Annotated in this window: 20 protein-coding genes; 7 read left to right on the top strand and 13 right to left on the bottom strand. The window is 67.0% G+C overall.

What is annotated here, in order from left to right; translation table 11 throughout:
* The coding region (locus GKO32_RS35515; RefSeq protein ID WP_154761297.1) for a DEAD/DEAH box helicase at positions 1 to 1060 on the bottom strand (1060 nt) is incomplete at its 3' end.
* Positions 1061 to 1171: 111 nt separating this feature from the next.
* Here GKO32_RS35515 and GKO32_RS35510 point away from each other — a divergent pair.
* Complete coding sequence (locus tag GKO32_RS35510) at positions 1172 to 2431, top strand: SatS C-terminal domain-containing protein (RefSeq protein WP_154761296.1); 1260 nt, start codon at positions 1172 to 1174, stop codon at positions 2429 to 2431.
* Positions 2432 to 2452: 21 nt separating this feature from the next.
* On the opposite strand, the gene GKO32_RS35505 is transcribed toward GKO32_RS35510, so the two are convergent.
* Positions 2453 to 3652 carry an MFS transporter gene (locus GKO32_RS35505; RefSeq protein WP_154761295.1) on the bottom strand — a complete coding sequence of 400 codons (1200 nt, stop codon included), beginning with the start codon at positions 3650 to 3652 and terminating at the stop codon, positions 2453 to 2455.
* A 76-nt stretch (positions 3653 to 3728) separates the two neighbouring features.
* Positions 3729 to 4823, bottom strand: coding sequence for an adenosine deaminase (locus GKO32_RS35500; RefSeq protein ID WP_154761294.1), 1095 nt, complete (start codon positions 4821 to 4823; stop codon positions 3729 to 3731).
* A gap of 209 nt (positions 4824 to 5032) precedes the next feature.
* Between GKO32_RS35500 and GKO32_RS35495 the strand changes: the two genes are divergently transcribed.
* Positions 5033 to 6250, top strand: a complete 1218-nt coding sequence (locus GKO32_RS35495; protein ID WP_312869127.1) for a PA containing protein — start codon at positions 5033 to 5035, stop codon at positions 6248 to 6250.
* A 1371-nt stretch (positions 6251 to 7621) separates the two neighbouring features.
* On the opposite strand, the gene GKO32_RS35490 is transcribed toward GKO32_RS35495, so the two are convergent.
* From GKO32_RS35490 to GKO32_RS35465, 6 genes are all read right to left on the bottom strand, one after another.
* Positions 7622 to 8902, bottom strand: coding sequence for a thymidine phosphorylase (locus GKO32_RS35490; protein ID WP_312869126.1), 1281 nt, complete (start codon positions 8900 to 8902; stop codon positions 7622 to 7624).
* 2 nt (positions 8903 to 8904) lie between these two features.
* Positions 8905 to 9312, bottom strand: a complete 408-nt coding sequence (locus GKO32_RS35485; protein ID WP_154761292.1) for a cytidine deaminase — start codon at positions 9310 to 9312, stop codon at positions 8905 to 8907.
* A gap of 2 nt (positions 9313 to 9314) precedes the next feature.
* Positions 9315 to 10589: an ABC transporter permease gene (locus tag GKO32_RS35480; RefSeq protein WP_154761291.1), complete on the bottom strand. Its 1275-nt coding sequence runs from the start codon at positions 10587 to 10589 to the stop codon at positions 9315 to 9317.
* Positions 10589 to 11680, bottom strand: a complete 1092-nt coding sequence (locus GKO32_RS35475) for an ABC transporter permease (RefSeq protein WP_312869124.1) — start codon at positions 11678 to 11680, stop codon at positions 10589 to 10591. The genes GKO32_RS35480 and GKO32_RS35475 overlap by 1 nt, the downstream gene beginning before the upstream one ends.
* Positions 11677 to 13203: an ABC transporter ATP-binding protein gene (locus GKO32_RS35470; RefSeq protein WP_154761290.1), complete on the bottom strand. Its 1527-nt coding sequence runs from the start codon at positions 13201 to 13203 to the stop codon at positions 11677 to 11679. The genes GKO32_RS35475 and GKO32_RS35470 overlap by 4 nt, the downstream gene beginning before the upstream one ends.
* A gap of 71 nt (positions 13204 to 13274) precedes the next feature.
* Positions 13275 to 14381, bottom strand: coding sequence for a BMP family lipoprotein (locus GKO32_RS35465; RefSeq protein ID WP_208024651.1), 1107 nt, complete (start codon positions 14379 to 14381; stop codon positions 13275 to 13277).
* 384 nt (positions 14382 to 14765) lie between these two features.
* On the opposite strand from GKO32_RS35465, the gene sdhC reads away from it, so the two are divergent.
* From sdhC to GKO32_RS35445, 4 genes are read left to right on the top strand one after another with little or no spacing between them, the layout of a single operon-like run.
* Positions 14766 to 15224 (top strand): succinate dehydrogenase, cytochrome b556 subunit, encoded by a 459-nt coding sequence (gene sdhC / locus GKO32_RS35460; RefSeq protein WP_154761289.1) that lies wholly within the window; start codon positions 14766 to 14768, stop codon positions 15222 to 15224.
* Positions 15221 to 15637: a succinate dehydrogenase hydrophobic membrane anchor subunit gene (locus tag GKO32_RS35455; RefSeq protein ID WP_154761288.1), complete on the top strand. Its 417-nt coding sequence runs from the start codon at positions 15221 to 15223 to the stop codon at positions 15635 to 15637. Before sdhC ends, GKO32_RS35455 begins: the two co-directional genes overlap by 4 nt.
* A gap of 25 nt (positions 15638 to 15662) precedes the next feature.
* On the top strand, positions 15663 to 17450 hold the full coding sequence (sdhA, locus tag GKO32_RS35450) for a succinate dehydrogenase flavoprotein subunit (RefSeq protein WP_154761287.1): 1788 nt from the start codon (positions 15663 to 15665) through the stop codon (positions 17448 to 17450).
* On the top strand, positions 17450 to 18226 hold the full coding sequence (locus tag GKO32_RS35445; protein WP_154761286.1) for a succinate dehydrogenase iron-sulfur subunit: 777 nt from the start codon (positions 17450 to 17452) through the stop codon (positions 18224 to 18226). The genes sdhA and GKO32_RS35445 overlap by 1 nt, the downstream gene beginning before the upstream one ends.
* Before the next feature lie 196 nt (positions 18227 to 18422).
* Here the strand turns inward: GKO32_RS35445 and GKO32_RS35440 are convergent, their stop codons facing one another.
* Together GKO32_RS35440 and GKO32_RS35435 are read right to left on the bottom strand one after the other, a co-directional pair.
* Positions 18423 to 19670 (bottom strand): ricin-type beta-trefoil lectin domain protein, encoded by a 1248-nt coding sequence (locus GKO32_RS35440; RefSeq protein WP_312869123.1) that lies wholly within the window; start codon positions 19668 to 19670, stop codon positions 18423 to 18425.
* 85 nt (positions 19671 to 19755) lie between these two features.
* Complete coding sequence (locus GKO32_RS35435; protein ID WP_154761285.1) at positions 19756 to 20010, bottom strand: SCO4848 family membrane protein; 255 nt, start codon at positions 20008 to 20010, stop codon at positions 19756 to 19758.
* Positions 20011 to 20360: 350 nt separating this feature from the next.
* On the opposite strand from GKO32_RS35435, the gene GKO32_RS35430 reads away from it, so the two are divergent.
* A complete protein-coding gene (locus tag GKO32_RS35430; protein WP_376766036.1) occupies positions 20361 to 21347 on the top strand; it encodes a D-alanyl-D-alanine carboxypeptidase family protein in 987 nt (328 codons plus the stop codon).
* On the opposite strand, the gene yhjD is transcribed toward GKO32_RS35430, so the two are convergent.
* Positions 21348 to 22352, bottom strand: coding sequence for an inner membrane protein YhjD (yhjD, locus tag GKO32_RS35425; protein WP_312869122.1), 1005 nt, complete (start codon positions 22350 to 22352; stop codon positions 21348 to 21350).
* Positions 22353 to 22404: 52 nt separating this feature from the next.
* Positions 22405 to 24273, bottom strand: a complete 1869-nt coding sequence (locus GKO32_RS40015; protein ID WP_166459836.1) for a permuted SH3 domain-containing protein — start codon at positions 24271 to 24273, stop codon at positions 22405 to 22407.
* Positions 24274 to 24422 lie beyond the last annotated feature (149 nt).

Here is a 24422-nt window from a genome sequence, read left to right as displayed (position 1 = left end):
GGTGGAACTCCCGCGCCTTCAAATGCCGCTGCCGCACCCCGTCGTACTTCGTCAGCGCCGAGAACACGACCGTCCGGATGGGCACGTTGATCCCGACCCCGAGCGTGTCGGTCCCGCAAATCACCTTGAGCAGCCCCGACTGCGCGAGCTGCTCGACGAGTCGCCGGTACTTCGGCAGCATCCCGGCGTGATGCACACCGATCCCGTGCCGCACCAGCCGCGAAAGCGTCTTCCCGAAACCAGCGGAGAACCGGAAATCCCCGATCACATCGGCGATCGCGTCCTTCTCCGCACGCGTCGTCACGTTGATGCTCATCAACGCCTGCGCCCGCTCGACCGCCGCCGCCTGCGCGAAATGCACGACATAAACCGGCGCCTGGCCGCCGTGGAGCAGCTCGGACATCGTCTCGTGCAACGGTGTCAACGCATACCGGTAGGTCAACGGCACCGGCCGCTGCGCCGAAGTGACCACCGCGGTGTCCCGGCCCGTGCGGCGAGTCAAGTCCTTTTCGAAGAACGACACATCGCCGAGCGTGGCCGACATCAGCACGAACTGTGCCTGCGGCAGCTCGATCAGCGGCACCTGCCAGGCCCAGCCCCGGTCCGGTTCGGAATAGAAGTGGAACTCGTCCGCCACAACCTGCCCCACGGGCGCATCGGCGCCGAACCGCAACGCGATGTTCGCCAGGATTTCCGCTGTGCAGCAGATGATGGGGGCGTCCGGGTTCACACTGGAGTCACCCGTCATCATCCCGACGTTGTCCGCGCCGAAGATCTCGATCAGCGAAAAGAACTTCTCCGAGACGAGCGCCTTGATCGGTGCCGTGTAATAAGATCGCTTCCCGTTGGCCATCGCGGTGAAATGGGCACCGACCGCGACCAGGCTCTTTCCCGACCCGGTCGGCGTGGACAGGATGACGTTGGCCCCGGAGACGACCTCGATGAGCGCCTCTTCCTGCGCCGGGTACAACTCGATACCGCGCTCCGCCGTCCAGGACGAGAACGCCTCGAACAACGCGTCGGGGTCGGGATCCGCTGGTAGGAGATCTGCGAGTGTCATTGTGGCCCCATCGTGCCATCTCTGGTGCCCCCGTCGATGGGGCCCATCGCGGCTTCACCCGTAAACCCGTAGGCTTCCCAGCACACAGGCGTAATCCGGAAGGCTTGGCAAATGGCACAGGACATCGTCCCGATCGAACTCGGGCTGCCACAGGGGGACCTGGTCACTCTCTGGGCCCCGCGCTGGCGGGAAGACGGTGAGGAATGGGAGGCCTTCCTCGGCGACGACGAGGACCTGTACGCCTTCCCCGACGCCGCGCACCTGGCAGCCTTCGTCCGGACTGCCGAGCAGCACGACCTGATCGACCACCCGGCCTGGCAGGTCGTGCCCGCGCTCAACGTGCCCGAGCTGATCCCCGACGACGACCATTCCTACGACCTCGTCGGCGTGCCTGAGCTGGTCGCGGAAGAGCCCGACTCGTGGACCATCAGCGAGCTGGCGGAAATCATCGGCATCGTGCGGTCGCTCGCGGACGTGTGCGAGCTCGACGAAGTGCACGACGTGCTCGACGCCACCGAAGGTTTCTCCCTCCTCGACCAGGGGCGCCTGCCGTTCACCGGCCGTGAGGGTGAGCGACTGTGGACAGACCTGTCCGAGGCGGTGTCCGAGAATTGGGACACCGTGCTCGACGCCATCGACAGCCTCGTGAAGGTGCCCGACGTCGACGCCGCCATATTGGAGCAGACCGCGGAGGAGCTCGCGGCGTTCCTCGAGGAATCCGCCGAGGCGGAGGCCGGCGTCGAGGCCCGTGACGACGAGGATCTCGACGAAGACCTCGACACCACCGACGACGAAGAGGACGAGCCGACGGGCTTCTGGGCCGAGGTCGGCATCGACCCGATCAAGATCGTCACCACCGGCAAGGAGTACTACACGCTCCGATGCTATCTCGACGACGAGCCCGTGTTCCTCGGCAGTGACGGGCAGATCGACGTGTACACCTCGCCGAGGGCACTGGGCCGCGCGCTCGCCGACGCGGGCGAACTCGGTGACACCGACCTGGCGCAAGTGTCCACTTGGGACGAAGTGCTGACGAAGGCGACGGCGGGCGAGCTCGAGGTCGACGTGGATACCGACAACACCTACGTGTTCGCCGGACTGGCCGAGGATCTGGCCGAAGGCCCCGACTCGATCGACCCGACACAGCTTGAGCTGGCGGTGGAACTGCTGACCGACGCGGGCGACTGGGCCGGTGACGACTCGGCCACCACGGCACTGTCCTCTTCGGAGAGTCTGGGCTGGCTGATCTCGTTCGTGCTGCGGCCCGATCCGAACCGGCTGGCGCCGAGCGCGCCGTTCGACACCGAGCAGAGCGAATGGCGCAAACTGGTCGAGACCTTCGAGAACCGGTTGCGGGTGCACGGCAAGTAGCTAGTAGCTAGTAGCTACTAGCTACCGGCGCTCGGCGCCCACCGGGGTCAGCCCGATCGCCAGCAACGGGAACAACGCCGCGACACAGAACGCGAGCGCGTAACGCGTGTCGCCGATGACCAGCCCCAGCAGAGGCGGAGTCAGCGACGCGGCCACGTTCTGCACGGTGTTCTGTGCGCCCATCGCCCGCCCGGCCCAGTCGATCCCGGCCAGCTCGGCGGACGCGGTGAACCCGAGCCCGTTGTCCGCCACCGTGATCACCGCCGCCAGCACCAATGCCAGCAGCACCAGCCACAGCCACGTGACATCGCCGAGCGCGACGAGCACCATCGCCGCGGCACTGGCCACCGCCAGCTGCCGCATCGGACGCAACCGGCTGCCGACCCGATCCGACCACCAACCCGACGCCAGCCGTCCGAACGCGCCCAGCACCTGCACCGCCGCGAGGAACCAGCCCGCCGTCAGCGGGCTCCAGTGGTGCGCGGTCACCAAATACACCGGCGCGAATGCGGACACCGCGAACTGAGGCACCACCAGTAACGCGCTCGACCCGTGCAACCGCCACAACGTCGGCTGCCGATACGGCGACCGCGGTTTCGGCGCATCGGCCTTACGTGGCGGGCGTGGCGGGTCGAGCACGAGCCAGGCGACCAGTGCCGCGACCACCAATGCAAAGCAGGCCGGGAACAGCAACGCCGCGTGGAACCCCCACCGGGCGGCCAGCGGTGGCAACGCGAGGGCCGCGACTCCTACCCCGAGCGGCTGCGCGGTCTGCCGGATGCCCATCGCGACCCCGCGTTCCGACACCGCGAACCAGCCCATCACCGCGCGCCCGCTGGCGGCGTTGACCGACGCCGTGCTGGCCCCGGCGAGCAGGAACAGCACGAACATCGGTCCGGACGGCAGGTGGCCGAGGGCGGCGGGCAGCAACACCAGCCCGGAAACGCCCAGCCCGATCGCCATCACGAGCCGCTCGCCGTACCGGTCGGCCACCGCGCCCCACGCGATCAGCGTCAGCAACAGGCCGATGCTGGGCGCGGCGACGACGGTGCCGGCTTGTGCGAGGGAGAGGTTCTCCGCCGCGCGCATCGCCGGCACCAGGAACGGGATGCCATAGAGGAACGAGCAGCTCGCGGTCTGGGCGGCGAGACCCAGCGCGAGGATGCCCCAGCGTCGCCGGCTGTCCGTGCCCCGCACCGCGGTCTCGCTCATCGTCGCCATCCCAGAATATGAGAACTAACTCCTATATGTTGGACTTTAGTTGCTCAGGCTAAGGACAGCAAGGACTTACCGAGGGTCACACCAACGCCGCGTAACCAGGTTTGATGACGTTGTTGATCAAGTCGAGCCGCTGGTCGAAATCCAGGAACGCGGACTTCATGGCGTTGATCGTGAACCACTGGAGGTCGGCCCAGCCGTAGCCGAACGCCTCCGCCAGCGCGGCGAACTCGCTCGACATCGTGCACCCGCTCATCAGCCGGTTGTCGGTGTTGACGGTCACCCGGAAGCGCAGCTTGGCCAGTAACCCGATGGGGTGGTCGGCGATGGACCTGGCAGCGCCGGTCTGGATGTTGGAGGAAGGGCAGATCTCCAGCGGGATACGGCGATCACGCACGTACGCGGCGAGCCGGCCGAGCTGATGTGTGCCGTCGAGGTTCGCCTTGAGATCGTCCACGATGCGGACCCCGTGCCCGAGCCGTTCCGCACCGCAATACTGAATCGCTTCCCAAATTGACGCGAGTCCGAACGCCTCACCGGCATGAATGGTGAAATGCGCATTATTCGTACGCAGATATTCGAATGCGTCGAGATTTCGGGTCGGCGGGAATCCGGCTTCCGGTCCCGCGATATCGAACCCCACTACTCCGGCGTCCCGGTGACGCACCGCTACTTCGGCGATCTCCAGCGCACGAGCGTGCTGACGCATCGCACACAGAAGAGTACCCATTCGTATGATTTTCCCCTGCTCAGCGGCACGGCGCTCACCCTCCGCAAACCCGGCCTGGACGGCCTCCACGACCGCGTCGAGAGACAGCCCACGCTCGGCGAACAGCTCCGGCGCGTACCGCACCTCGGCGTAGACGACGCCGTCGGCTGCGAGGTCTTCCGCACACTCGGCAGCCACCCTGACCAGCGCTTCTTCGGTCTGCATGACGCCACAGGTGTGGGCGAAGGTCTCGAGGTAGGACTCCAGCGAACCCGAGTCGGCGGCGTCGCGGAACCAGCGGCCGAGTTCGCCAACGTCATGGGTGGGAAGAGCGTCATAGCCGATGGCGTCGGCCAACTCGATCACGGTGCCGGGACGCAGCCCACCGTCCAGGTGATCATGGAGTAACACCTTGGGTACTCTCCGAATCGAGTCCAAGGTCAGCGGTGTGTTCTCAACGGACATACCTCACCGTACCCAGCTCGTTTCACCCCGATGGCGGCGCAACTCTCCACCTCCACTTAACCCTGAGCGCCCATGCGGGCCCGGGTAATGGGCCATGTGAGTAGACCCGCCCCCCGATGGCCTTTACGGGGGCGATACCCAGAGCAATTTCCTGATGGTTAAGCTTTCGCCCATCGTCCCTTCTTTCCCCGCCGACGAAGGACATCGAAGTGACCACTGACAATCACATTGGAGCGCCGTCCTTCGACCGGATGCGCAACATGCTGGTGCGCGCGGCCGAAGTCCGGGAGAGCGAGCAGCAGCAGATCTTCGACGCACTCGATGACATCTATGCCCGGCTCGCGCCCGTCGACTCACTGGGCGCGGTGCGCAAGCGGTTGTCCGAGCTGCCCGACCGGACCGAGGTCAGCGTGCTGGCCGAGCGCCTCGATGAGGCGATGTCGAAGCTTGAGGCGCAGGACAACGCGCTGGCGGATCTCGCGCGTGCGGTGGAAAGCATCGTCGACAAGCTGGCGAAGCCGTTCGCGCAGTTGGACGGGCGGCTTGACGGGGTCGCGGCCCGGTTCGAGGGTGTCGCGGGCCGGATGGATGGTCTCGAGGACAAGCTGCAGAACATTCACCGCCGGATCGATGAGCTGGGCGGGCACCTGGACAAGCAGGACGCGAAGCTCGACGCCATTCCGCAGTCGGTGCACGGGCCGGTGAACGAGCGCATCGAGCGTGCCGAGTCGGCGCTGCGCGAGCGCATCGAGGTGGGCGATGCCGATCTGCGTGAGCGGATCGATTCGGGTGTCGGTGACCTGCGCGAGCGGATCGACGCCGGTGTGGGTGGCCTGCGTGAGCGCGTCGAGTCCGGGATCAGCGGCTTGCGCGAGCGGGTGGAGTCTGGTGACGCCGAGCTGCGCGAGCGGGTGGAGAACCTGGACAACGCGACGCGGGAACGGATCGAGGCGAGCAACCAGTCGCTGCGGACCGCGCTCGAGGAAACCGGCGAGATGGTGGATTCGACCGAGCGGCTCGACGGGTTGTCGAAGCGGCTGGAGACCATCACGAATCGCATCGATGATCTGGCCGGGCGTATCGACAAGGTCGAAGATGGGGTCAACGCCCAGTTCGGTGACCTCGGTGGTTCGGTGAAGGCCGGCTTCTCGCGGGTTGAGGGCACCCTGTCCGGGCGACCGGACACGGACAACGTGTCGAACATCGTGCGCCAGCACAACGAAGAGTCCGAGCGGCGTATCGGTGGCCAGCTCGATGAGGCGATGGCGACCTTCGCGGAACTGATGCTCGGCGGCGGGCCTGCCGTGCCGCAGATCGCCCCGCCGCCCCCCGCGCCCCGGCAGCCGCGCCGGACCCGCAACGGCCGGGCCCCCAAGGGCGCCGAGGTCAAGACCAAATCGGAGTCGGACGAAACTCCTGTGTCCTGATCTTTTGAACGAGGGCCCCTCATCTCCATGAGATGAGGGGCCCTCTTTACGCCCCGATGTGCCTCCGACCCCGGGGCCCGGTGGGGCGGCTGTTGTGGATTGGCCGGGAATCGGCGGGTGCTCCGGAAGGAGAGCACTGCTCTCGAGGAGGAGCAGCGGAACGGGCACGACCGGATGAGACGGCGAGCACTTCCGAACGACGCCAGCCAGGAACCGTCGGGTGTCCCGGAACGAGAGCACCGCTCTCGTTCCGGGACATGGAACACACACGGCCAACGAAACGACGGACGCCACCGAAGCCCGAGTGGCCGGAAATCGGGCGCTGCTCCGGAACGAGATCACCGCTCTCGACTCAGAGCACGGGAACTGACGAGACCGACGAATCGGCAGCTACTCCCGGGGACAAAGCGGCCGGAAGACACCAGCCGACTCGAGAGCAGTGCTCTCGAGTCAGAGCAGCAGTACGCGCGACCCCGCGAAAACTGCGGGCGCCCCCCAACTAGGGCGGCGCGGGTCGGTGCTCCGGGAGGGAAGCACTGCTCTCGATAAGGAGCAGTCGAACGGGACCACTGTCGGATCAGTGCACCGAACAAAGAGCACCGCTCTCGAGTCAGTGCAGCGCCCCCCTGGCCTCCGTACTGGAGCCGATACACCGCCCCGCCCCACTCGATCCGAACCACCCCGCAAGACCCCACTCGGTCCAAACACCCCGCAGGCCCCACTCAGTCCGGACCAACCCACATGGCCCGCGCTCGCTCCGGACCAACCCTCACGCCTCGCGCTAGACCCGGACGACCCCACCACACGCACTGCTGTCGATCCAGATCAGCCCACATGCACTGCGTTCGATCCGGGCCAACCCTCACTCACCGCGTTCGAGCCAGATCAGCCGACATGCACTGCGTTCGATCCGGACCACCCCTCACGCACCGCGCTCGCTCCGGACCAACCTCACCCCTCTCGCTCGCCCCGGACCAACGCCCATGCACCGCGCTCGATGCGATGCCCAGGAGGAACCGCGCTCTGGCCGACGCATCAAGCCGGGACGGCTGCCAAGCGCCGGTACCCGGCTGCGACTCGAAACAAGAGCACCAATCACCGAAGGCGGTGGGGTCTCCATCGCAGGCCCCTGCGGTGAACGATGCCCCGAACTGAGAGCACTGCTCTCTGGCCAGTGCAGCGCCCCACCGGCCGCACACGAGCCGGTGCACCACCCCGCAGGTACCACGCCCCGCCCAGAGCGGAAGCACCGCTCTCGAATCGAGGCAGCGAACAGGGCCGTATCGGCCCCGACACACCGGGTCGCAGGGCGGTCACCAACACCAGGGATCAGAAACGAGAGCGGTGATCACAAACGTGACGAGCAGCCTCTTACGAGCGGATCGTGTCGAGGACAAGCGGCCGGTCCGGAGCAGGTTCGCCGATCTCGATGGCGGCGTGTAGGGAATCCAGTGCGGCCGGGATGGCGTCCGGGGTGTCGGTGTGCAGTTCCAGCAGCGGTGCGCCCGCGGACACAGTGTCCCCCGGTTTCGCGTGCAGCACGACACCCGCCGCGGGGTGGACCGCGTCCTCCTTGCGGGCGCGGCCCGCGCCGAGGCGCCAGGCCGCGACACCGACCGCATAAGCGTCCAAACGCGACAGAACGCCATCGCGGGGTGCCTCCACCACATGGACCCACGCGGGCTTGGGCAGCGGCGCATCCGGGTCACCGCCCTGGGCAGCGATCATCCGGCACCACGTCTCGTACGCCGCGCCCGACGCGAGCACCGCCGCGGGGTCCACATCGGACAGTCTGGCCAGGGTCAGCATCTCCCGCGCCAGCACCAAAGTCAGCTCGACGACATCCGCCGGGCCACCGCCCTTGAGCACCTCCACCGCTTCGGCAACCTCGACGGCATTCCCGACCGCCCGCCCCAGCGGCGTACCCATCTCGGTCAGCACCGCCGTCGTCGCAACACCATGCGCCGCACCGATTCTCACCAAAGTGTGGGCCAGTTCCCGCGCCCGCTCAGGGGTTTTCATGAACGCACCGGAACCGGTTTTCACGTCCAGCACGAGCCCGGCCGAACCCTCGGCGATCTTCTTGCTCATGATCGAACTTGCGATCAACGGTACCGACTCGACAGTGCCCGTGACATCCCGCAACGCATAAAGCTTCCGATCAGCCGGCGCCAGCCCGTCGGTCGCCGCACACACCACTGCGCCGACCTCACGCAACTGCCGCGTGATCTCCTCCGTCGACAACGCCGCACGCCAACCCGGAATCGATTCGAGCTTGTCCAGTGTCCCACCGGTGTGCCCAAGCCCCCGCCCCGACAACTGCGGCACCGCCGCACCACACGTCGCGACCAGCGGCGCGAGCGGCAACGTGATCTTGTCACCCACACCGCCCGTCGAGTGCTTGTCCACCGTCGGCCGCGAGACGTCCAGGGAAAGCCGTGAACCGGAGTCGATCATCGCGCCGGTCCAGGCCGCGATCTCGGCGGCGTCCATACCCCGCAAGAAAATCGCCATCGCCAGCGCGGCCATCTGCTCCTCGGCCACCACCTCGCGGGTGTACGCATCGACCACCCACGCGATCTGCTCGTTGCTCAGCCGCTCCCCGTCACGCTTCGCCCGGATGACGTCGACCGCCGTAAAGTTTTTGTCCACGGTCAGAGACTACGGCCGTCGCCGGGCAGGTCCGCCGGGCCGAACGCGTCCGGCAGGATCCGGGACATAGGCAGGATTCCGGAAGGAGTGTCCACAAGACACTCCGGGCCACCGTGTTCGTACAACAGCTGGCGGCAACGGCCACACGGCATCAACAGCTCACCCTCGCCGGACCGGCAGGCGACCGCGACCAAGCGCCCGCTGCCGGTCAAACGAAGCTGCCCGACCATCGTGCATTCGGCGCACAAACCAAGGCCATACGAGGCATTCTCCACGTTGCAGCCCTGCACGACGCGCCCGTCGTCGGTCAGCGCCGCGGCGCCCACCAGTAGCCGCGAATACGGGGCATACGCCAGCGCGGCGGCACGCACCGCATCCGCGCGCAGCGACTCCCAGTCCACAGTGGACATCGTCAATCCCCTTCACCGCGCCGATATCGCGCACCATCGGCCTTCGGCGGGCGTAGTCGTTGCGACGCGACGGCCAGCACGATCAGCGTGACGACATGGGGCGTGTACGGGATCAGATCGCCCGGCAACGAATCGTTCGCCCAGTAGATCCAATACAGGATGCCCGCCGCGATCACGCCGAGCACCACACCAAGCCAGCGCCGCCGGAACAGCTGCACCACCACGATCACGCCGAGCAGCAACACCGCGCCGTACAGCAGGGCCAGCACCGCCTTGCCGCCACCGGCGAGTTGCAGACCGTCGGAGTAACCGAACAGCGCCGCACCGCCGAGCAGACCACCGGGCCGCCAGTTGCCGAAGATCATCGCGGCCAGACCGATGTAACCGCGGCCGTTCGTCTGGCCTTCCAGGTAACCGCCGCCGCCTTGCAGCAGCACCAGCGCGGCGCCACCCATCCCGGCCAGTGCGCCCGACAACAGCACACCGGTGTACTTGTAGGTGTACACGTTGACGCCAAGGGATTCCGCCGCCACGGGATTTTCCCCGCAGGAACGCAATCGGAGCCCGAACCGGGTGTGCCACAACACCAGATAGCTCACCGGAACCAGCACGATCGCGATGATCGTCAGTGGCGAAACCCCTGTGATGAGCCCGTTGATGAGGCCGGCCGCATCCGAAACACCCACTCGCTGCTGCTTTTCCAGTCCGCTGAGCCAATCGGACAGGAACGTCGCCGAGTAGGTGTCGAACGTCGGCACCGTGGGCGACTGCCGCGGATTTCCGGACAGCGGCTGGAAAATCAGGGTCGCGAGGTACTTGGCGATACCAAGGCCCAACAGGTTGATCGCCACGCCGGAGACGATGTGGTTGACGTTGAACGTCACGGTCGCGATCGCATGCAGCAGCCCACCGAGCGCGCCCATCACGATCGCCGCAACCAGGCCCAGCCACGGCCCGCCGTAGTAAGCGCCCCAGGCCGCGCCCCAAGTGCCGAGGATCATCATGCCCTCGAGGCCGATGTTGATCACACCGGCGCGTTCCGACCACAGGCCACCGAGTGCGGCCAGCAGAATTGGCAACGCCAGCCGTAGCGCAGTCTGCGCGGTGTTCGTGGACGTCAGCGTGTTGACCCCGGTCAGGTACGAAGCCGCGGACAGCACGGCGATCACGCCGACGGCCCACAGGATTCCCTTTGCCCAGCCCGGTAACCGCCGCCGCACGGGCGCGGTGGGCACCGTCGTCGCGTCGCCGGCCTGGCTGGCCGTGGAAATCGCCATCAGATCGCACCCCCTTCCGCGACCGAAGCCGGTTTGCCGCCACCGAGCGCACGGCCGACGCGACGTTGCGCGGCGGCGAGATCGGCGCGTTTGACGACCTCATAGGCCACCACAACGGACAGCACGATCGCGCCCTGCATGATCGTCGCGATCTCTTTCGGCACGTTCACCTGCTCCAGCGAAACCGCGGACTTGTCGAGGAAAGCCCACAGCAGCGCACCGAGTGCGATCCCGCCAGGATGGTTGCGGCCCAGCAATGCGACCGCGATGCCGGTAAAGCCGTACCCCTGGGTCGAGGTGATCGCGTAGCTGTAGTCACGGCCGAGCAGCTCCGGCAACGCGACCATGCCGGCGACACCACCGGAGAGCAGCATCGCGACGAGCGTCATCCGCTTCGCGTTGACGCCGCCCGCGGCCGCCGCGGTCGTCGACTCCCCGCTCGCGCGCAGCTCGAAACCGAACCTGGTGCGGTTGAGCATGAACCAGTAGGCACCACCGACGACCGCGACAATGATGACGAACCCGAACAAGCTCGCGTCGCCGATCGGAATCCCCGGAATCCGGCCCGAGGAATCGATGACCTGGGTGCGCAAGTTGTTGCCGGTCAGCACACCGAACTGATCAGGGTTGATCAGGAACGCCACGATGCCACCGACGATCGAGTTCAGCATGATCGTCGAGATCACTTCGCTGACCCCGCGGGTGACCTTGAGAATCGCCGGGATCGCCGCGTAGGCCACCCCGGCCGCGATCGCGACGACGATGATCACCAGCGCGTGCAGCACGGACGGCAGGTGCAGCGCGCCGCCGATGATCGCCGCCCACACTGCGGCGAATCGGTACTGGCCCTCGACGCCGATGTTGAACAGGTTCATCTGGAAGCCGATCGCGACCGCGAGGCCCGACAGGTAGTAGACGGTCGCGAGGTTCACCGTGTCGACCGCGGTGGTGCCCTGGCCGAGCTGGCGAAGCATCGTCCCGTATGCCCGTAACGGGTCCGAACCGGAGATCAGCAACGCGATCGAGCAGATGAGGACGGAGAAGACGATCGCCAGCAGCGGCGGAAGAACTTTGGTACGCCAGGAAATCACGCTGCCGCTCCCGTCATCGCACTTCCCAGTTCCCGCGGTGTCACGGTCGCGGGGTCCGCCTCGCTCACCAGACGGCCGCGCAGCATCACGCGGATCGTGTCGGAAAGTCCGATCAGCTCATCGAGATCCGCGGAGATCAGCAGCACCGCGAGCCCCTCGTGCCGCGCCGTGCGGATCTGCTCCCAGATCAGCGCCTGCGCGCCGACGTCCACACCCCGCGTCGGATGGGACGCGATCAGCAGCACCGGATCGCCGGACAATTCCCGGCCCACCACGAGCTTTTGCTGGTTCCCACCGGACAGTGCGGCGGCGGGCACCTCGATCCCAGGCGTGCGCACGTCGTAGTCGGCGATGATGCGCTCGGTGTCCTGCCGCGCACCGGAAATATCGAGCAACTGTCCTTTTGAGACGGGCCGCCGCGTCTGGTAGCCGAGAATCCTGTTGGCCCACAACGGCTGGCTCAGCAACAACCCGTGCCGCGTGCGGTCCTCGGGAATGTAACCGATGCCGGCCTCACGCCGCCCGAGCGTGCCGAGCTTCGTCAGGTCACGAGCCTCGCCGTCGGTCTCGACGAGCTCGATCCGGCCCGCCGACGCCTTGCGCATCCCGATAATGGTCTCGACCAGTTCGGTCTGTCCATTGCCCTCGACGCCGGCGATGCCGAGCACCTCGCCCGCGCGCACCGTGAACGAGACATCGTCGAGCACGGCGCGGCCACTATCCTCGGCATCCAACCTTAAACCGTTGACCCGCAACACATCCCGATCGACCACAGTGGACTCACGGGTCTGCGGGCTCGGCAGCTCGGAGCCGACCATCAGCTCCGCCAGCTCACGCGTGCTGATCGTCTTCGGGTCGGCGGTGCCGACCGTGGTGCCCCGCCGGATCACCGTCACGGTGTCGGCAATCGCCCGCACCTCGTCGAGTTTGTGCGAGATGAACAGGAACGTGAAGCCCCGCGCCCGCATCGACCGCACCGTGGCGAACAGGGCCTCGACCTCCTGCGGTACCAGCACCGCCGTCGGCTCGTCGAGAATGACGATCCGGGCCCCGCGGTAGAGCACCTTCATGATTTCGACGCGCTGCCGGTCGGCGACGCCGAGGCTTTCCATCAACGCGTCCTGCGGCGCGTTCAGGCCGGTCTGCTCGGCGAGCTCGCCGATCCTGGCTCTGGCGTCGCGCCCGATGCCGTGCAGCTTCTCCGCGCCCAGCAGCACGTTCTCCCGCACGGTCAGGTTGTCGGCGAGCATGAAATGCTGATGCACCATGCCGATCCCGGCCCTGATCGCGTCCTGCGGGTTACGCAGCCGGACCTGGCTGCCGTTGATCGCGATCGTGCCCTCGTCGGGTTGCTGCATCCCGTAGAGGATCTTCATGAGGGTCGACTTGCCCGCGCCGTTCTCGCCGCAAACCGCGTGCACCTCGCCGGCCCGTACCGTCAGGTTCACATCGGAGTTGGCGATCACGCCGGGGAACCGTTTGGTGATTCCCCGCAGTTCGACCACCGTTTCTGGCTCAGTCATGAGACTCCCCGGAAGGCGTAAGGGGCTCGAGAGGGGATCACCCTCCCAAGCCCCGCACGCGGAGATGTTCCTTACTTCGCCGGAGTGGTCGGCACCGTGATCTGACCGGCGATGATGGCCTGCTTGTAGCCCTGCAGCACCGGCACGATGTCGTCGACCTTGCCGCCGGAGGTGGCATAGCCGACACCGTCGACCTTGAGGTCGAACCGCTTCGGCAGCGAGCCGAGGTTGTTCGTGGCCACCGCCTGGATGTAGTCGTAGACCGCGACATCGACGCGCTTGAGCATGGACGTCATGATCACGTCGTGGTACTCGGCCACCGTCTTCTGGTTGTACTGGTCGGAGTCGACGCCGATGGCCAGCCCGTTCGCCGCTTTCGCCGCCTGGAACACGCCCTTACCGGACGCGCCCGCCGCGTGGTACACGACATCCGCGCCCGCGGCGAACTCGGCCGCGGCCTTGGCATTGCCCTTCGTCGGGTCCTGGAACCCGGTGTTGTCACCGGCCGGGGTCAGGTACTGGTCCTCGATCTGGACCTTGCTCGACGCGGCCTTCGCACCGGCGAGATAACCGGCCTCGAACTTCTGGATCAGCGGGGTGTTCACCCCGCCGATGAAGCCGATGTGACAGTTCTTGCTCTTGTACACCGCGGCGACACCGGCCAGGAAGGAGCCCTGCTCCTCGGCGAACACGAGCGGGGTGACGTTCGGCGAAGTGACCGAGTCGTCGTCGATGATCGCGAACTTGGTGTTCGGGAACTTCGGCGCGACGGCACCGACGGCTTCCGCGTAGGCGAAACCGACCGCGACGACGGGGTTGTAGCCGCCGGTCGCCAGCTGGCTCAGCCGCTGCTCCTTGGCCGCCTCGTCCTCGGTCGGGGAGGCCGTGCTCTCCTGCACGTCCTTGACGCCCATGTCCGTCTTGGCCTTGTCCACGCCGGCCGCGGCCGCGTCGTTGAACGAGGCGTCCCCGCGACCGCCGATGTCGTAGGCGAGCCCGATCCGCAGGCTGCTCGCGTCCACTTTGGCACCCGAGGTGCTCGAGGACGTCGCCGCGGCGGGCGCGGCGGGAGCCTGCGAAGTCACGCAGGATCCCGTGTTCCCGGAAGCATTGTTGTTGCTACTGTTGGCGCCGCCGGAGTCCTTGGCACAGCCCGCCAGCGCGAGCACACCGGCCATCGCGGTGGCGGTCAGCATCGCGGCACGCGTTCTACGCACGGTCTTCTCCCTCCCCGCCGTGGTACGACGGACCTCGTGACCGTCCGGCGCGTCGCCGGACTGACGGGCGAACCGTACCGGGCGGTAGACGAAACGCCATGCGTAAGCCACGGCCCGTAACCTAAATGTTTGCTTGCGGAGCGGCATGGCGATCGCCGTGCGACAGCACGTAAGCGTCACCTGCTGGAGTGATACGCACCACGCCCCCGGTGTCTGGTCGATCACAGACAACAACCCGAGGTTGAGTGGGGGTCCGTGGGCGGGTTTAGCATCCGGTTATCCAAGCTCGTTGACGTTTGAATGCCACGGGCACAGTCCAACCACGACGTTGGAGGCCGTTCACCGATGTCCACCACGGCTACGCCCGCTGCCGGCAGCACGGCGGCGGAGGCTAGCGATCGGGCGGGTGCCTCACGCCGGAAGGGGACCTTCTACCGGGGCGACCCCGGCATGTGGTCCTGGGTCCTGCACCGGATCACCGGGGTACTCACCTTTTTCTTCCTGTTCGTCCACGTGCTCGACACGGCGCTGGTCCGGGTGTCACCCGAAACCTATGACTCGGTGATCGAGACCTACAAGACCCCGTTCGTAAACCTCATGGAGGTCGGTCTGGTCGGCGCGGTGCTCTACCACGCGCTGAACGGGATCCGGGTCATGCTCGTCGACTTCTGGTCGAAGGGCCCGAAGTACCAGAAGCACATGCTGTGGACGATCGTCGTGATCTGGGTTGTCGTGATGGTGCCGGGCGCGATCGCGATGCTCTGGCGTACGGCCTCGATCCTGTTCGGAGGTAACCCGTCATGAGCACCGAGCCACTGGCGCTCGCCAAGCCGCGTGCACCGCGCCGTCCCGCGGCCCGGCGGAGCAACTTCGAGCTTTACAGCTGGTTGTTCATGCGGATCTCCGGACTCGCGCTGATCATCCTGGTGCTCGGCCACCTGCTGATCATGAACATCCTCGACGGCGGTGTGCACCGGATCAACTTCGGTTTCGTCGCCGGCCGGTGGGCCTCGCCGTTCTGGCAGTTCTGGGACCTGGCGATGTTGTGGCTGGCGGAGATCCACGGCGGCAACGGCCTGCGCACGATCATCGACGACTACGCGCGCAAGGACTCGACCCGGTTCTGGCTGAAGATCGTGCTGTACGTGGCGATGGCGATCATCCTGTTCGTCGGCACGCTGGTGATCTTCACGTTCGATCCGAACATCCACGGCTGACTCCCCCACCACCAAGGAAGCGGATATGCAGTTCCACAAGTACGACGTGGTGATCGTCGGCGCGGGCGGCGCGGGTATGCGCGCCGCCATCGAGTCCGGGCAGCGTGCCCGCACCGCGGTGCTCACCAAGCTCTACCCGACGCGTTCGCACACCGGTGCCGCGCAGGGCGGTATGTGCGCCGCGCTCGCCAACGTCGAAGAGGACAACTGGGAATGGCACACCTTCGACACCGTCAAGGGTGGTGACTACCTGACCGACCAGGACGCGGCCGAGATCATGGCGAAGGAAGCCATCGACGCGGTGCTCGACCTGGAGAAGATGGGCCTGCCGTTCAACCGGACACCCGAAGGCAAGATCGACCAGCGGCGTTTCGGCGGCCACACCCGTGACCACGGCAAGGCCGCGGTGCGCCGGGCCTGCTACGCCGCGGACCGCACCGGGCACATGATCCTGCAGACGCTGTACCAAAACTGCGTCAAGCACGGCATCGAGTTCTTCAACGAGTTCTACGTGCTCGACATCGCGCTGACCGAGACCGAGGACGGCCCGGTCGCCTCCGGCGCGATCGCATACGAATTGGCGACGGGCGAGATCCACATTTTCCAGGCGAAGTCGATCGTGTTCGCCACCGGCGGTTTCGGCAAGGTCTTCAAGACCACGTCGAACGCGCACACCCTGACCGGTGACGGGATGGGCATCTACTACCGCAAGGGCCTGCCGCTGGAGGACATCGAGTTCTACCAGTTCCACCCGACCGGTCTGGCCGGCCTCGGCATCCTGCTCACCGAGGGTGCCCGCGGTGAGGGCGCGATCCTGCGCAACGCCGACGGCGAGCGGTTCATGGAGCGCTACGCCCCCACCATCAAGGACCTTGCGCCGCGCGACATCGTGGCCCGGTCGATGGTGCTGGAAGTGCTGGAAGGCCGCGGCGCCGGTCCGCACAAGGATTACGTGCTGCTGGACTGCACGCACCTCGGTGCTGAAGTGCTCGAGACGAAGCTGCCGGACATCACCGAGTTCGCCCGCACCTACCTGGGTGTGGACCCGGTGAAGGAGCCGGTGCCGGTGTACCCGACCGCGCACTACGCGATGGGCGGCATCCCCACGAACGTGCACGGGGAAGCCTTGCAGGACAACGAAAAGGTCATCCCGGGCCTGTACGCGGCCGGTGAGGTCGCGTGCGTGTCGGTGCACGGCGCGAACCGGCTGGGCACCAACTCGCTGCTGGACATCAACGTGTTCGGCCGGCGCGCGGGCATCGCCGCCGCCGAGTACGCGGTGGGTCACGAGCACGTCGAACTGCCGGAGAACCCGGCGACGCTGGTCGAGGGCATGGTCGATCACCTGCGCACTGCGCACGGTGGCGAGCGGGTCGCGGACATCCGCACCGAGCTGCAGCAGACCATGGACACCAACGCGGCGGTCTACCGCACCGAGGACACGCTCAAGACGGCGCTGACCGACGTGCAGCGGCTCAAGGAGCGCTACGGCCGGATCTCGGTGCAGGACAAGGGAAAGCGGTACAACACCGACCTGCTCGAGGCGATCGAGCTCGGCTTCCTGCTCGACCTGGCCGAGGCGCTGGTCAACGCGGCGCTCGCGCGTAAGGAGTCCCGTGGCGGGCACGCCCGCGAGGACTACCCGAACCGCGACGACGTCAACTACATGCGCCACTCGATGTCGTACAAGATGTTGCCAGAGAAGGAGGATCCGGACGCGCCGCTGGGCCTGACCGGGTTCCTCTCCGACATCCGGCTGGACTACAAGCCGGTCGTCTTCACGCGCTACGAGCCGATGGAGCGGAAGTACTGATGACTGCGGTAGCCGAACCTGCTCACGACACGTCGCAGGTGCCCGCGCCGGAAGGCTCGGTCACGATCACGATGAAGATCCTCCGGTTCAACCCGGAGGTCGACTCCGAGCCGCACTGGGAGTCCTACGACGTCCCGGCGCTGCCGACCGACCGCGTGCTGAACGTGCTGATGAACATCAAGAACTACGTGGACGGCACGTTGTCGTTCCGGCGTTCGTGTGCGCACGGCATCTGCGGTTCGGACGCGATGCAGATCAACGGGATCAACCGGCTGGCCTGCAAGGTTCTGGTGAAGGACCTGCTGGCGAAGGAGGGCAAGCCCACTGTCGTCACGATCGCGCCGATCAAGGGCCTGCCCACGATGAAGGACCTCTATGTCGACATGGAGCCCTTCTTCGAGGCCTTCCGCGCGGTGAAGCCGTACCTCATCGCGTACGGCAACGAGCCGACCCGCGAGCGGATCCAGTCGCAGGCGGACCGGGAACGCTTCGACGACACCACGAAGTGCATCCTGTGCGCGTGCTGCACGTCCTCGTGCCCGGTGTACTGGAACGACGGCTCGTACTTCGGCCCTGCCGCGATCGTCAACGCACACCGGTTCATCTTCGACTCGCGTGACGAAGGTGCCGAGGAGCGGCTGGACATCCTGAACGACGCCGAGGGCGTGTGGCGCTGCCGCACGACCTTCAACTGCACCGACGCCTGCCCGCGTGGCATCCAGGTGACGAAGGCGATCCAGGAGGTCAAGCGCGCGCTGCTGTTCAAGCGCGTGTGAGCTTTTCGCGTTACGGCCCCGGCGGATTCCCATCCGCCGGGGCCTTTCGTGTGTGTACGCAAACCCAAGTCGCGAGTTGCACGTTCCCGTCGCGCGAGTCGTGCGTTCCCGTCGCACGCAACGCACAACTCGGCCGCACGCAACGCGCGACTCGGCCGCACGCAACGTGCGACTCGGCCTCGCTGACACGGCCGCGTCACGCACCGGGCGTGGTGTACGTCCACTTCTGGTTCGCGGTGCCGGCACACGTCCAGATCTGCAACTGGTTTCCGTTGGCGGAGTTGTTGTCCGTGACGTCGAGGCATTTGTTCGCCTGCGGGTTCACGATGTCATGCGCCGCGTTGACGACCCACTGTTGTGCGCCCGTGCCGTTGCAGTCATACAACTGGACTTTCGCCCCGTCGCCAGTGGCGCCGTCGGCGACGTCGAGGCACTTGCCGAGCACTCGCAATGTGCCATCCGAAGCCTGGGTCCAGGTTTGCGCCGATGACCCGTTGCAGTCGTAGCTGACGACCGGGTTCCTGTTGGCCGATGAGGCAGCCGAGTCATCGACACATTTGCCTGCCAGCCCGGTGATCCGGCCCGCCGGCTGGGCCGGGGTTCCGCTGAACACGTGGATGTAGTCCACCAGCATGGTCGCGGGGAAGGGGGTCGACGAGTTCGGGTCACCGGGCCAGTTCCCGCCCACTGCCAGGTTCAGCAACATGAAGAACGGGTGATCGAACACCCACGGGTTGCTGCCGGCGTCGGACCGGACGTGGTTTTCCACAGCGACCCCGTCCAGCGACCAGACCACGCCGCCAGGGCCCCAGTCGACCGCATAGGTGTGGTAGTCGTTCGACAGCTGCGCCCCGCCGGGCGGGGTATATGTGCCGGTCAGCGGGTTGCCGCCGGAGTAGCCGGGGCCGTGCAGGCTGCCGTGGTTGGTGCCCATATCGGACCCGACGGTCTCCATGATGTCGATCTCGCCGTTGTTGGGCCAGCCCGCTCCGCCGTCGCCGAGCATCCAGAACGCGGGCCACAGTCCTTGTCCGGCCGGCATCTTCACGCGCGCTTCGAAGTGCCCGTACCGCTGGGTGAAGGTGCGCGAGGTGAGCAGCCGGGCCGAGGTGTACCAGCAGGGCCCGTACCAGCACTGGAACTGCCCGGCGTTGTCACCGCGGGCAGTGATCGCCAGATGACCCTGACCATCGAGCGCCGCGTTGGCCGTGCTGTCGGTGTAGTACTCGCGCTCGTTGTTGCCCCAGCCGGAACCACCGATGTCGTGGCTCCATTTTCCCGCGTCCGGTGGGGTGCCCGCCGGACCGTCGAAATCGTCGGACCAGGTGGGACCGAGCGCGTTCGGTGAGGCTTCGGTGCCCGACGCCGTCAGCCCCGGGCCGAGCGCGACGACCGCCACACAGGCGGCTATCCCGGTGATACTCAAGAATTTCCGCAACCGCACCACTGCCGCCACCCTTCGCGCCGACCGCAAGAAAGGTCTGGTCCAATTGGTCTGGACCTTAGTGTGGGCGCGGTCACAGCGGGCGTCAAGGGGTAGCGCTGGGTTCCCGGTGACCGCTGCGGCGAGCGGCCCGCAGCCCGCGCCAGCCGATCACGCCGATCACGGTGCCCAGCGCGAAGGACACGATGGCGAGGACAAGGTGCACCACGAAAAAGGCGGTCGCCGAACCGTCCGGCGCCCAGGACTGGTCGCTGGCCCACAGGTTCTTCACAAAGGTGATCCAGATGACCCACGACCACACACCGAAAATCAACAGGAACAGCGCAACACGTCGAGACATGCTGTGTTGATAGCACCCGGCCGGTCAGCGGTCACGGGCGGCCGGCGTAGGCCTGCCCTACTTTCCGTCGGCTCGGCGACCGGAGTATCCCCCGATTGATTCCCGGCATTTCACCGGATTCCCGCACGTCAGTGCTCTACGCTCGTTCGGTGCGAAGTGGTGGGTTACTGGGTGCGGTGCTGATCCTTTTGTCCAGCTTGGTGTTCATGTCCCCTCCGGCGTCGGCGAGCCAGCCATGTCCGGAGCAGCAAGCCCCGCCGCCACCGGTGGACACCTCCGAGCAACCGCCACCTGGTCAAGCCACACCTGGACCGCTACCAGTCCCGGTCACGCCGATCGGCGGTCCGCGCATGGGCGAATGTGGCGTGGTCTTCGCGGCAGGCGCGGCCGTGCCGCCCGAGACGACCGCGGCCTCGTGGGTCGTGCAGGACCTGGACACCGGCGAGGTGCTCGCCGCGAAGAACCCGCACGCGCGTGAGCGGCCCGCGTCGTTGATCAAGACGTTGCTGGCTCTCGTGGTGCTCAACGAGTTCAAGCCGGACGACGTGATCCACCCGACGCCCGAGGACGCGGCGCAGGAGTGCACCTGCGTCGGCATCGTCGCCGGCGGCTCGTACACGGTTGATCAGCTGTTGCACGGGTTGCTGATGCATTCGGGCAACGATGTCGCGCACGCGTTCGCGACCGCGCTCGGCGGGGTGCCGGCGGCGGTGCGGAAGATGAACGACACGGCCGCGGCACTGGGCGCGAAGGACACCCGCGCGGCCACCCCGTCCGGGCTCGACGGGCCAGGGATGTCGACGTCGGCGTACGACCTGAGCCTCGTCTTCCACGCCGCCATGCAGAAACCCGAATTCGCGGCCGCTGTCGCGACGAAGGGCTACCAGATTCCCGCGCAGCCGGGGAAACCCGCGTTCGGCGTCGTCAACGACAACAAGCTGCTCGGCGTCTATCCCGGTTTCCTCGGCGGCAAAACGGGCTTCACAGACGACGCCCGCCACACCTACGTCGGCGGCGCGGCCCGCGACGGCAGGCGGCTCGCGGTGGTGATGATGCGCGCCGAGCAACGGCCGACACTCGTCGTGCAGCAGGCGGCGCAGCTGCTCGATTATGGCTTCACACAGCCGAAAACGGCGTCAGTCGGCGAGCTCGTGCGCCCCGCCGCGCAGGAGAACGCCGGAGCGCCGGTGGACGCGGACCCGAGCAAGGCGACCGCGGTCACCGGCAGCGGCCAACGGGCGGCGTTCGGCACGACGGGCTGGATCGTCACCCTGGTCGTGGCCGTGCTCATCCTGGCGGGTTTCGTGCTGCTCAAGCCGTGGCGGCGGACCCGGTAGTCAGCGACGGCGACGGCCGAGCCAAGCCAGCACCGCGCCCGCGCTGAACGCGCCCGCGACGGCGCCGGCCCCCGCGCCGCGGCGGACCGTCACTTCCGGCCGGATCACCGCGGGCGGCGGCGGGTTGACGACAATGATCTGATTCTCCTTGGCCGTTGCCGTCCACGCGGTGACGAACAACAGGAACCGCGACACGAGGTTCGCGAACACCAGCAGCCCGATGATCGGCCCGAAGATGGCGCCACTGGGCGAACTCGTCACCGCGGCGAGGTAGTAGCTGGCGAGCTGTTTGAGGATCTCGAACCCGATGGCGGCGATGGCCGCGCCCTTCACGGCGCTGCGCACGCCGACGCGCTCGCGTGGCAGGCGGGAGAGCACCCAGAGGAACACGAGCATGTTGGCCAGCAACGAAAGCACGACGGTCACGATGGTGAGCCCGGACAGCGCCCAGCCCTGATCGTCGAGACCGGCCAGGTGCAGCAACCTTTTGCCGACCCCGCCGCCGACGGCGGTGAGCCCGAACGAGACCACCAGCGCGAGCCCGAGCCCGACGAGCGAGGCGAGATCCTTGAGCGTGGTGGAGATCAGGGGGAGCTTTTTCTTCTCCTGGCCCCATTGCGCGGTCAGCGCGTCGCGGAGGTTCGTCATCCAGCCGATGCCGGAGTACAGCGCCAATGCGAGGCCGAAAATGCCGGTTGCGCCGCGGGAGGCCAGCGCCGCGTCGATGAGGGTGGAGAACAGGCTACCGAGCCCTGCCGGTGCCGAGCGCAGGATGCCGTCACGGAGTTCGTTGAGCGCCGCCTCGTTGTTCGCGAGCACCAGCCCAGCGACGGAGAAGCCGACCATCAGCAGCGGGAACAGCGACAGGACGCTGAAGTACGTGATGGCGGCGGCGTAGTGGTTGCCGTAATGCTCGCCGAACGCGTCGTTGGCTCTCAAGATGTGATCGAGCCACGGGTACTTCCGGCGCAGCCTCGGGACCAGTTTCTCTTTTTCTTCCGCCACGGATTGACACTAACCAGCCTTGGGGCTGCTCGCATATTGAGTCCATTGTGGATCATCCGCCGCGCCGCTGCGGGTTGATGCCAGTGAGGCCGCGGGCGCCGGTGGTGTTGCTCGTCGGGAGGGGGGCGTTGAGGTCGGCCAGTACAACCTGGTCGCCCGCGGCGAGGCCGGACTTGATCTCCGTCACGGACGGGCCCATGACGCCGACGGTGACCCGCTTCGTTTCGGTCTTCCCGGCGGAAAGGGTTGTGACGTAAGCACTTCCGGCGGTCAGGTGCACAGCCGACGTAGGCACGGTAACTGGCGCGTCCGCCGAGCCGGTGACGATCGAGACCGAGGCCGTCGCGCCGGGGTAAAGGGTCCCACCGGCAGGCAGGGAGATCGTCACGGGATAACTGGGCGAGCCGGCCGATGCCGAACCGGCCCCGGAGGAGGCGGCACCGTTCGAGGAGGCGGCACCATTGGAGGAGGCCGTCCCATTCGAGGACGCCCCGCCGGGTCCGGACGCCACAGCACCGTTGGACGCCGCAGCACCGTTGGACGACGCAGCGCCAGGTCCGGACGATGTCGCGCCATTGGAGGATGTCCCGCCAGCACCGGCGGGTGCAGTGCCCGTGGCCGTGCCCGAAGATATCGTGCTCGCGAGCAGACCGATCGAAGTCACCTGACCTGTGAGAGGCGTGCCGCTACCGTCGGGCGTGATGGTCACCTGCTGGCCCGGGTGGATCTGCCCGGCCTTCGTGTCGGCGACCGCGGTGGTCACCTGGTTCGTCCCCGGCCCGAACACCACGATGTGCTGCTGGCTGGACGCCTGCTGGCCCTGGGTGAAGTCGATCTCGCCAACGGTGCCGTCGATCGAACTGACCAACGTCGCCGCGGCAAGGTTCTGCTTCGCGACAGCGATCTGCGCATCCGCCGCGTCGATCGCGGCCTGGTCCGCCGCCAACTGCTCGGCCGACGCCGGCGCACTCGCCTTTCCATCGCCACCCAGCCCCTTACCTGAGGAATTCTGACTAGACGGACTCTTTCCCGAAGAACTCTTCCCTGGAAGAGTTTCGCTGGGCGGAGTCTTACTCGAGGGTGTCTCACCGGAAGACGTCTTGCCGGAGGAACTCTTCTCCGGCGAACTCTTGCCGGAAGATGTCTTGCCCTCGTCGGGAGGAGAGGTGGTGCCGGATGGCGGCGCCGGGGTGGTCGGCTCGGTGTTCTGCGCCGCCGCGTCCTTGGCCAGCGTGGCGGAAAGCGCGTTCTCGGCATCGGCCAGTTTCTGCTCATCGACGGCCGTCGCATGCTGGGCGGTTTGCGCCTGCTGGATCGCGGTCGTGCAGGCATCGACGTCGGCCTGGCCCGGCGCCTTATCAGTCTGCGGATCGGGCGCGAGGATCGCCTCACATGCTTTGTGCTGCGCCGCAACGGCCGCCGCGGCGGTCGTCAGGTCGAGATCGACCTGGTGCTGCGCCGAGGTCACGGCATCCTGCTCGGTCTTGAGGTCCGGCGGTGCCTGTGCTGCGGTGAGGTACAAGGCCGGTGTGACGTGCCCAGCCGAAGCCGACGACGTCTGCCCCGACTGATCGGCCGCCAGCTTCGCCTGCGCGTTGGCCAAAGTGGACTGTGCGGACGCGACCTGGCTCGCCAGCGAGTTCGTGTCCAGCTGCGCGAGCGTCTGCCCGGCGGTCACGTGCTGACCTACCGTCACCGGCAGCGACGCGACCTGCCCGGTGGTGGGGAACGAAAGCACGGCGTTGGCGACCGGTTCGATGGTGCCGGTGGTGTCGAACGTCGCGGTGACCGACGCGGGCCCGGCGACCGCGGTGCGATAGCCGGGCGACGACGAAGCCGAGGTTGCCCACCCGACCACACCGCCCGCGACCACCACGATGACGCCGGCCGCCGTGAGGATTTGCTTGGTACGCCTAGCCATTACCGCTCCCAGCATCTCGACCGCTCTGCCTCATGCGCCCAACAGATTCGCCTCGGCACTCCCCACGCCCGAGCCGCCCAGCCCCGGCAACTCGACCGCGCCCCCAATCCGGATGCACCAGGCCGGCCACCTCGCGGCCCGCCACATCC

Source organism: Amycolatopsis pithecellobii, from assembly GCF_009707865.1.
Taxonomy (GTDB): Bacteria; Actinomycetota; Actinomycetes; order Mycobacteriales; family Pseudonocardiaceae; genus Amycolatopsis_E; species Amycolatopsis_E pithecellobii.
This window is presented reverse-complemented; position numbering and strand designations above follow the sequence as displayed.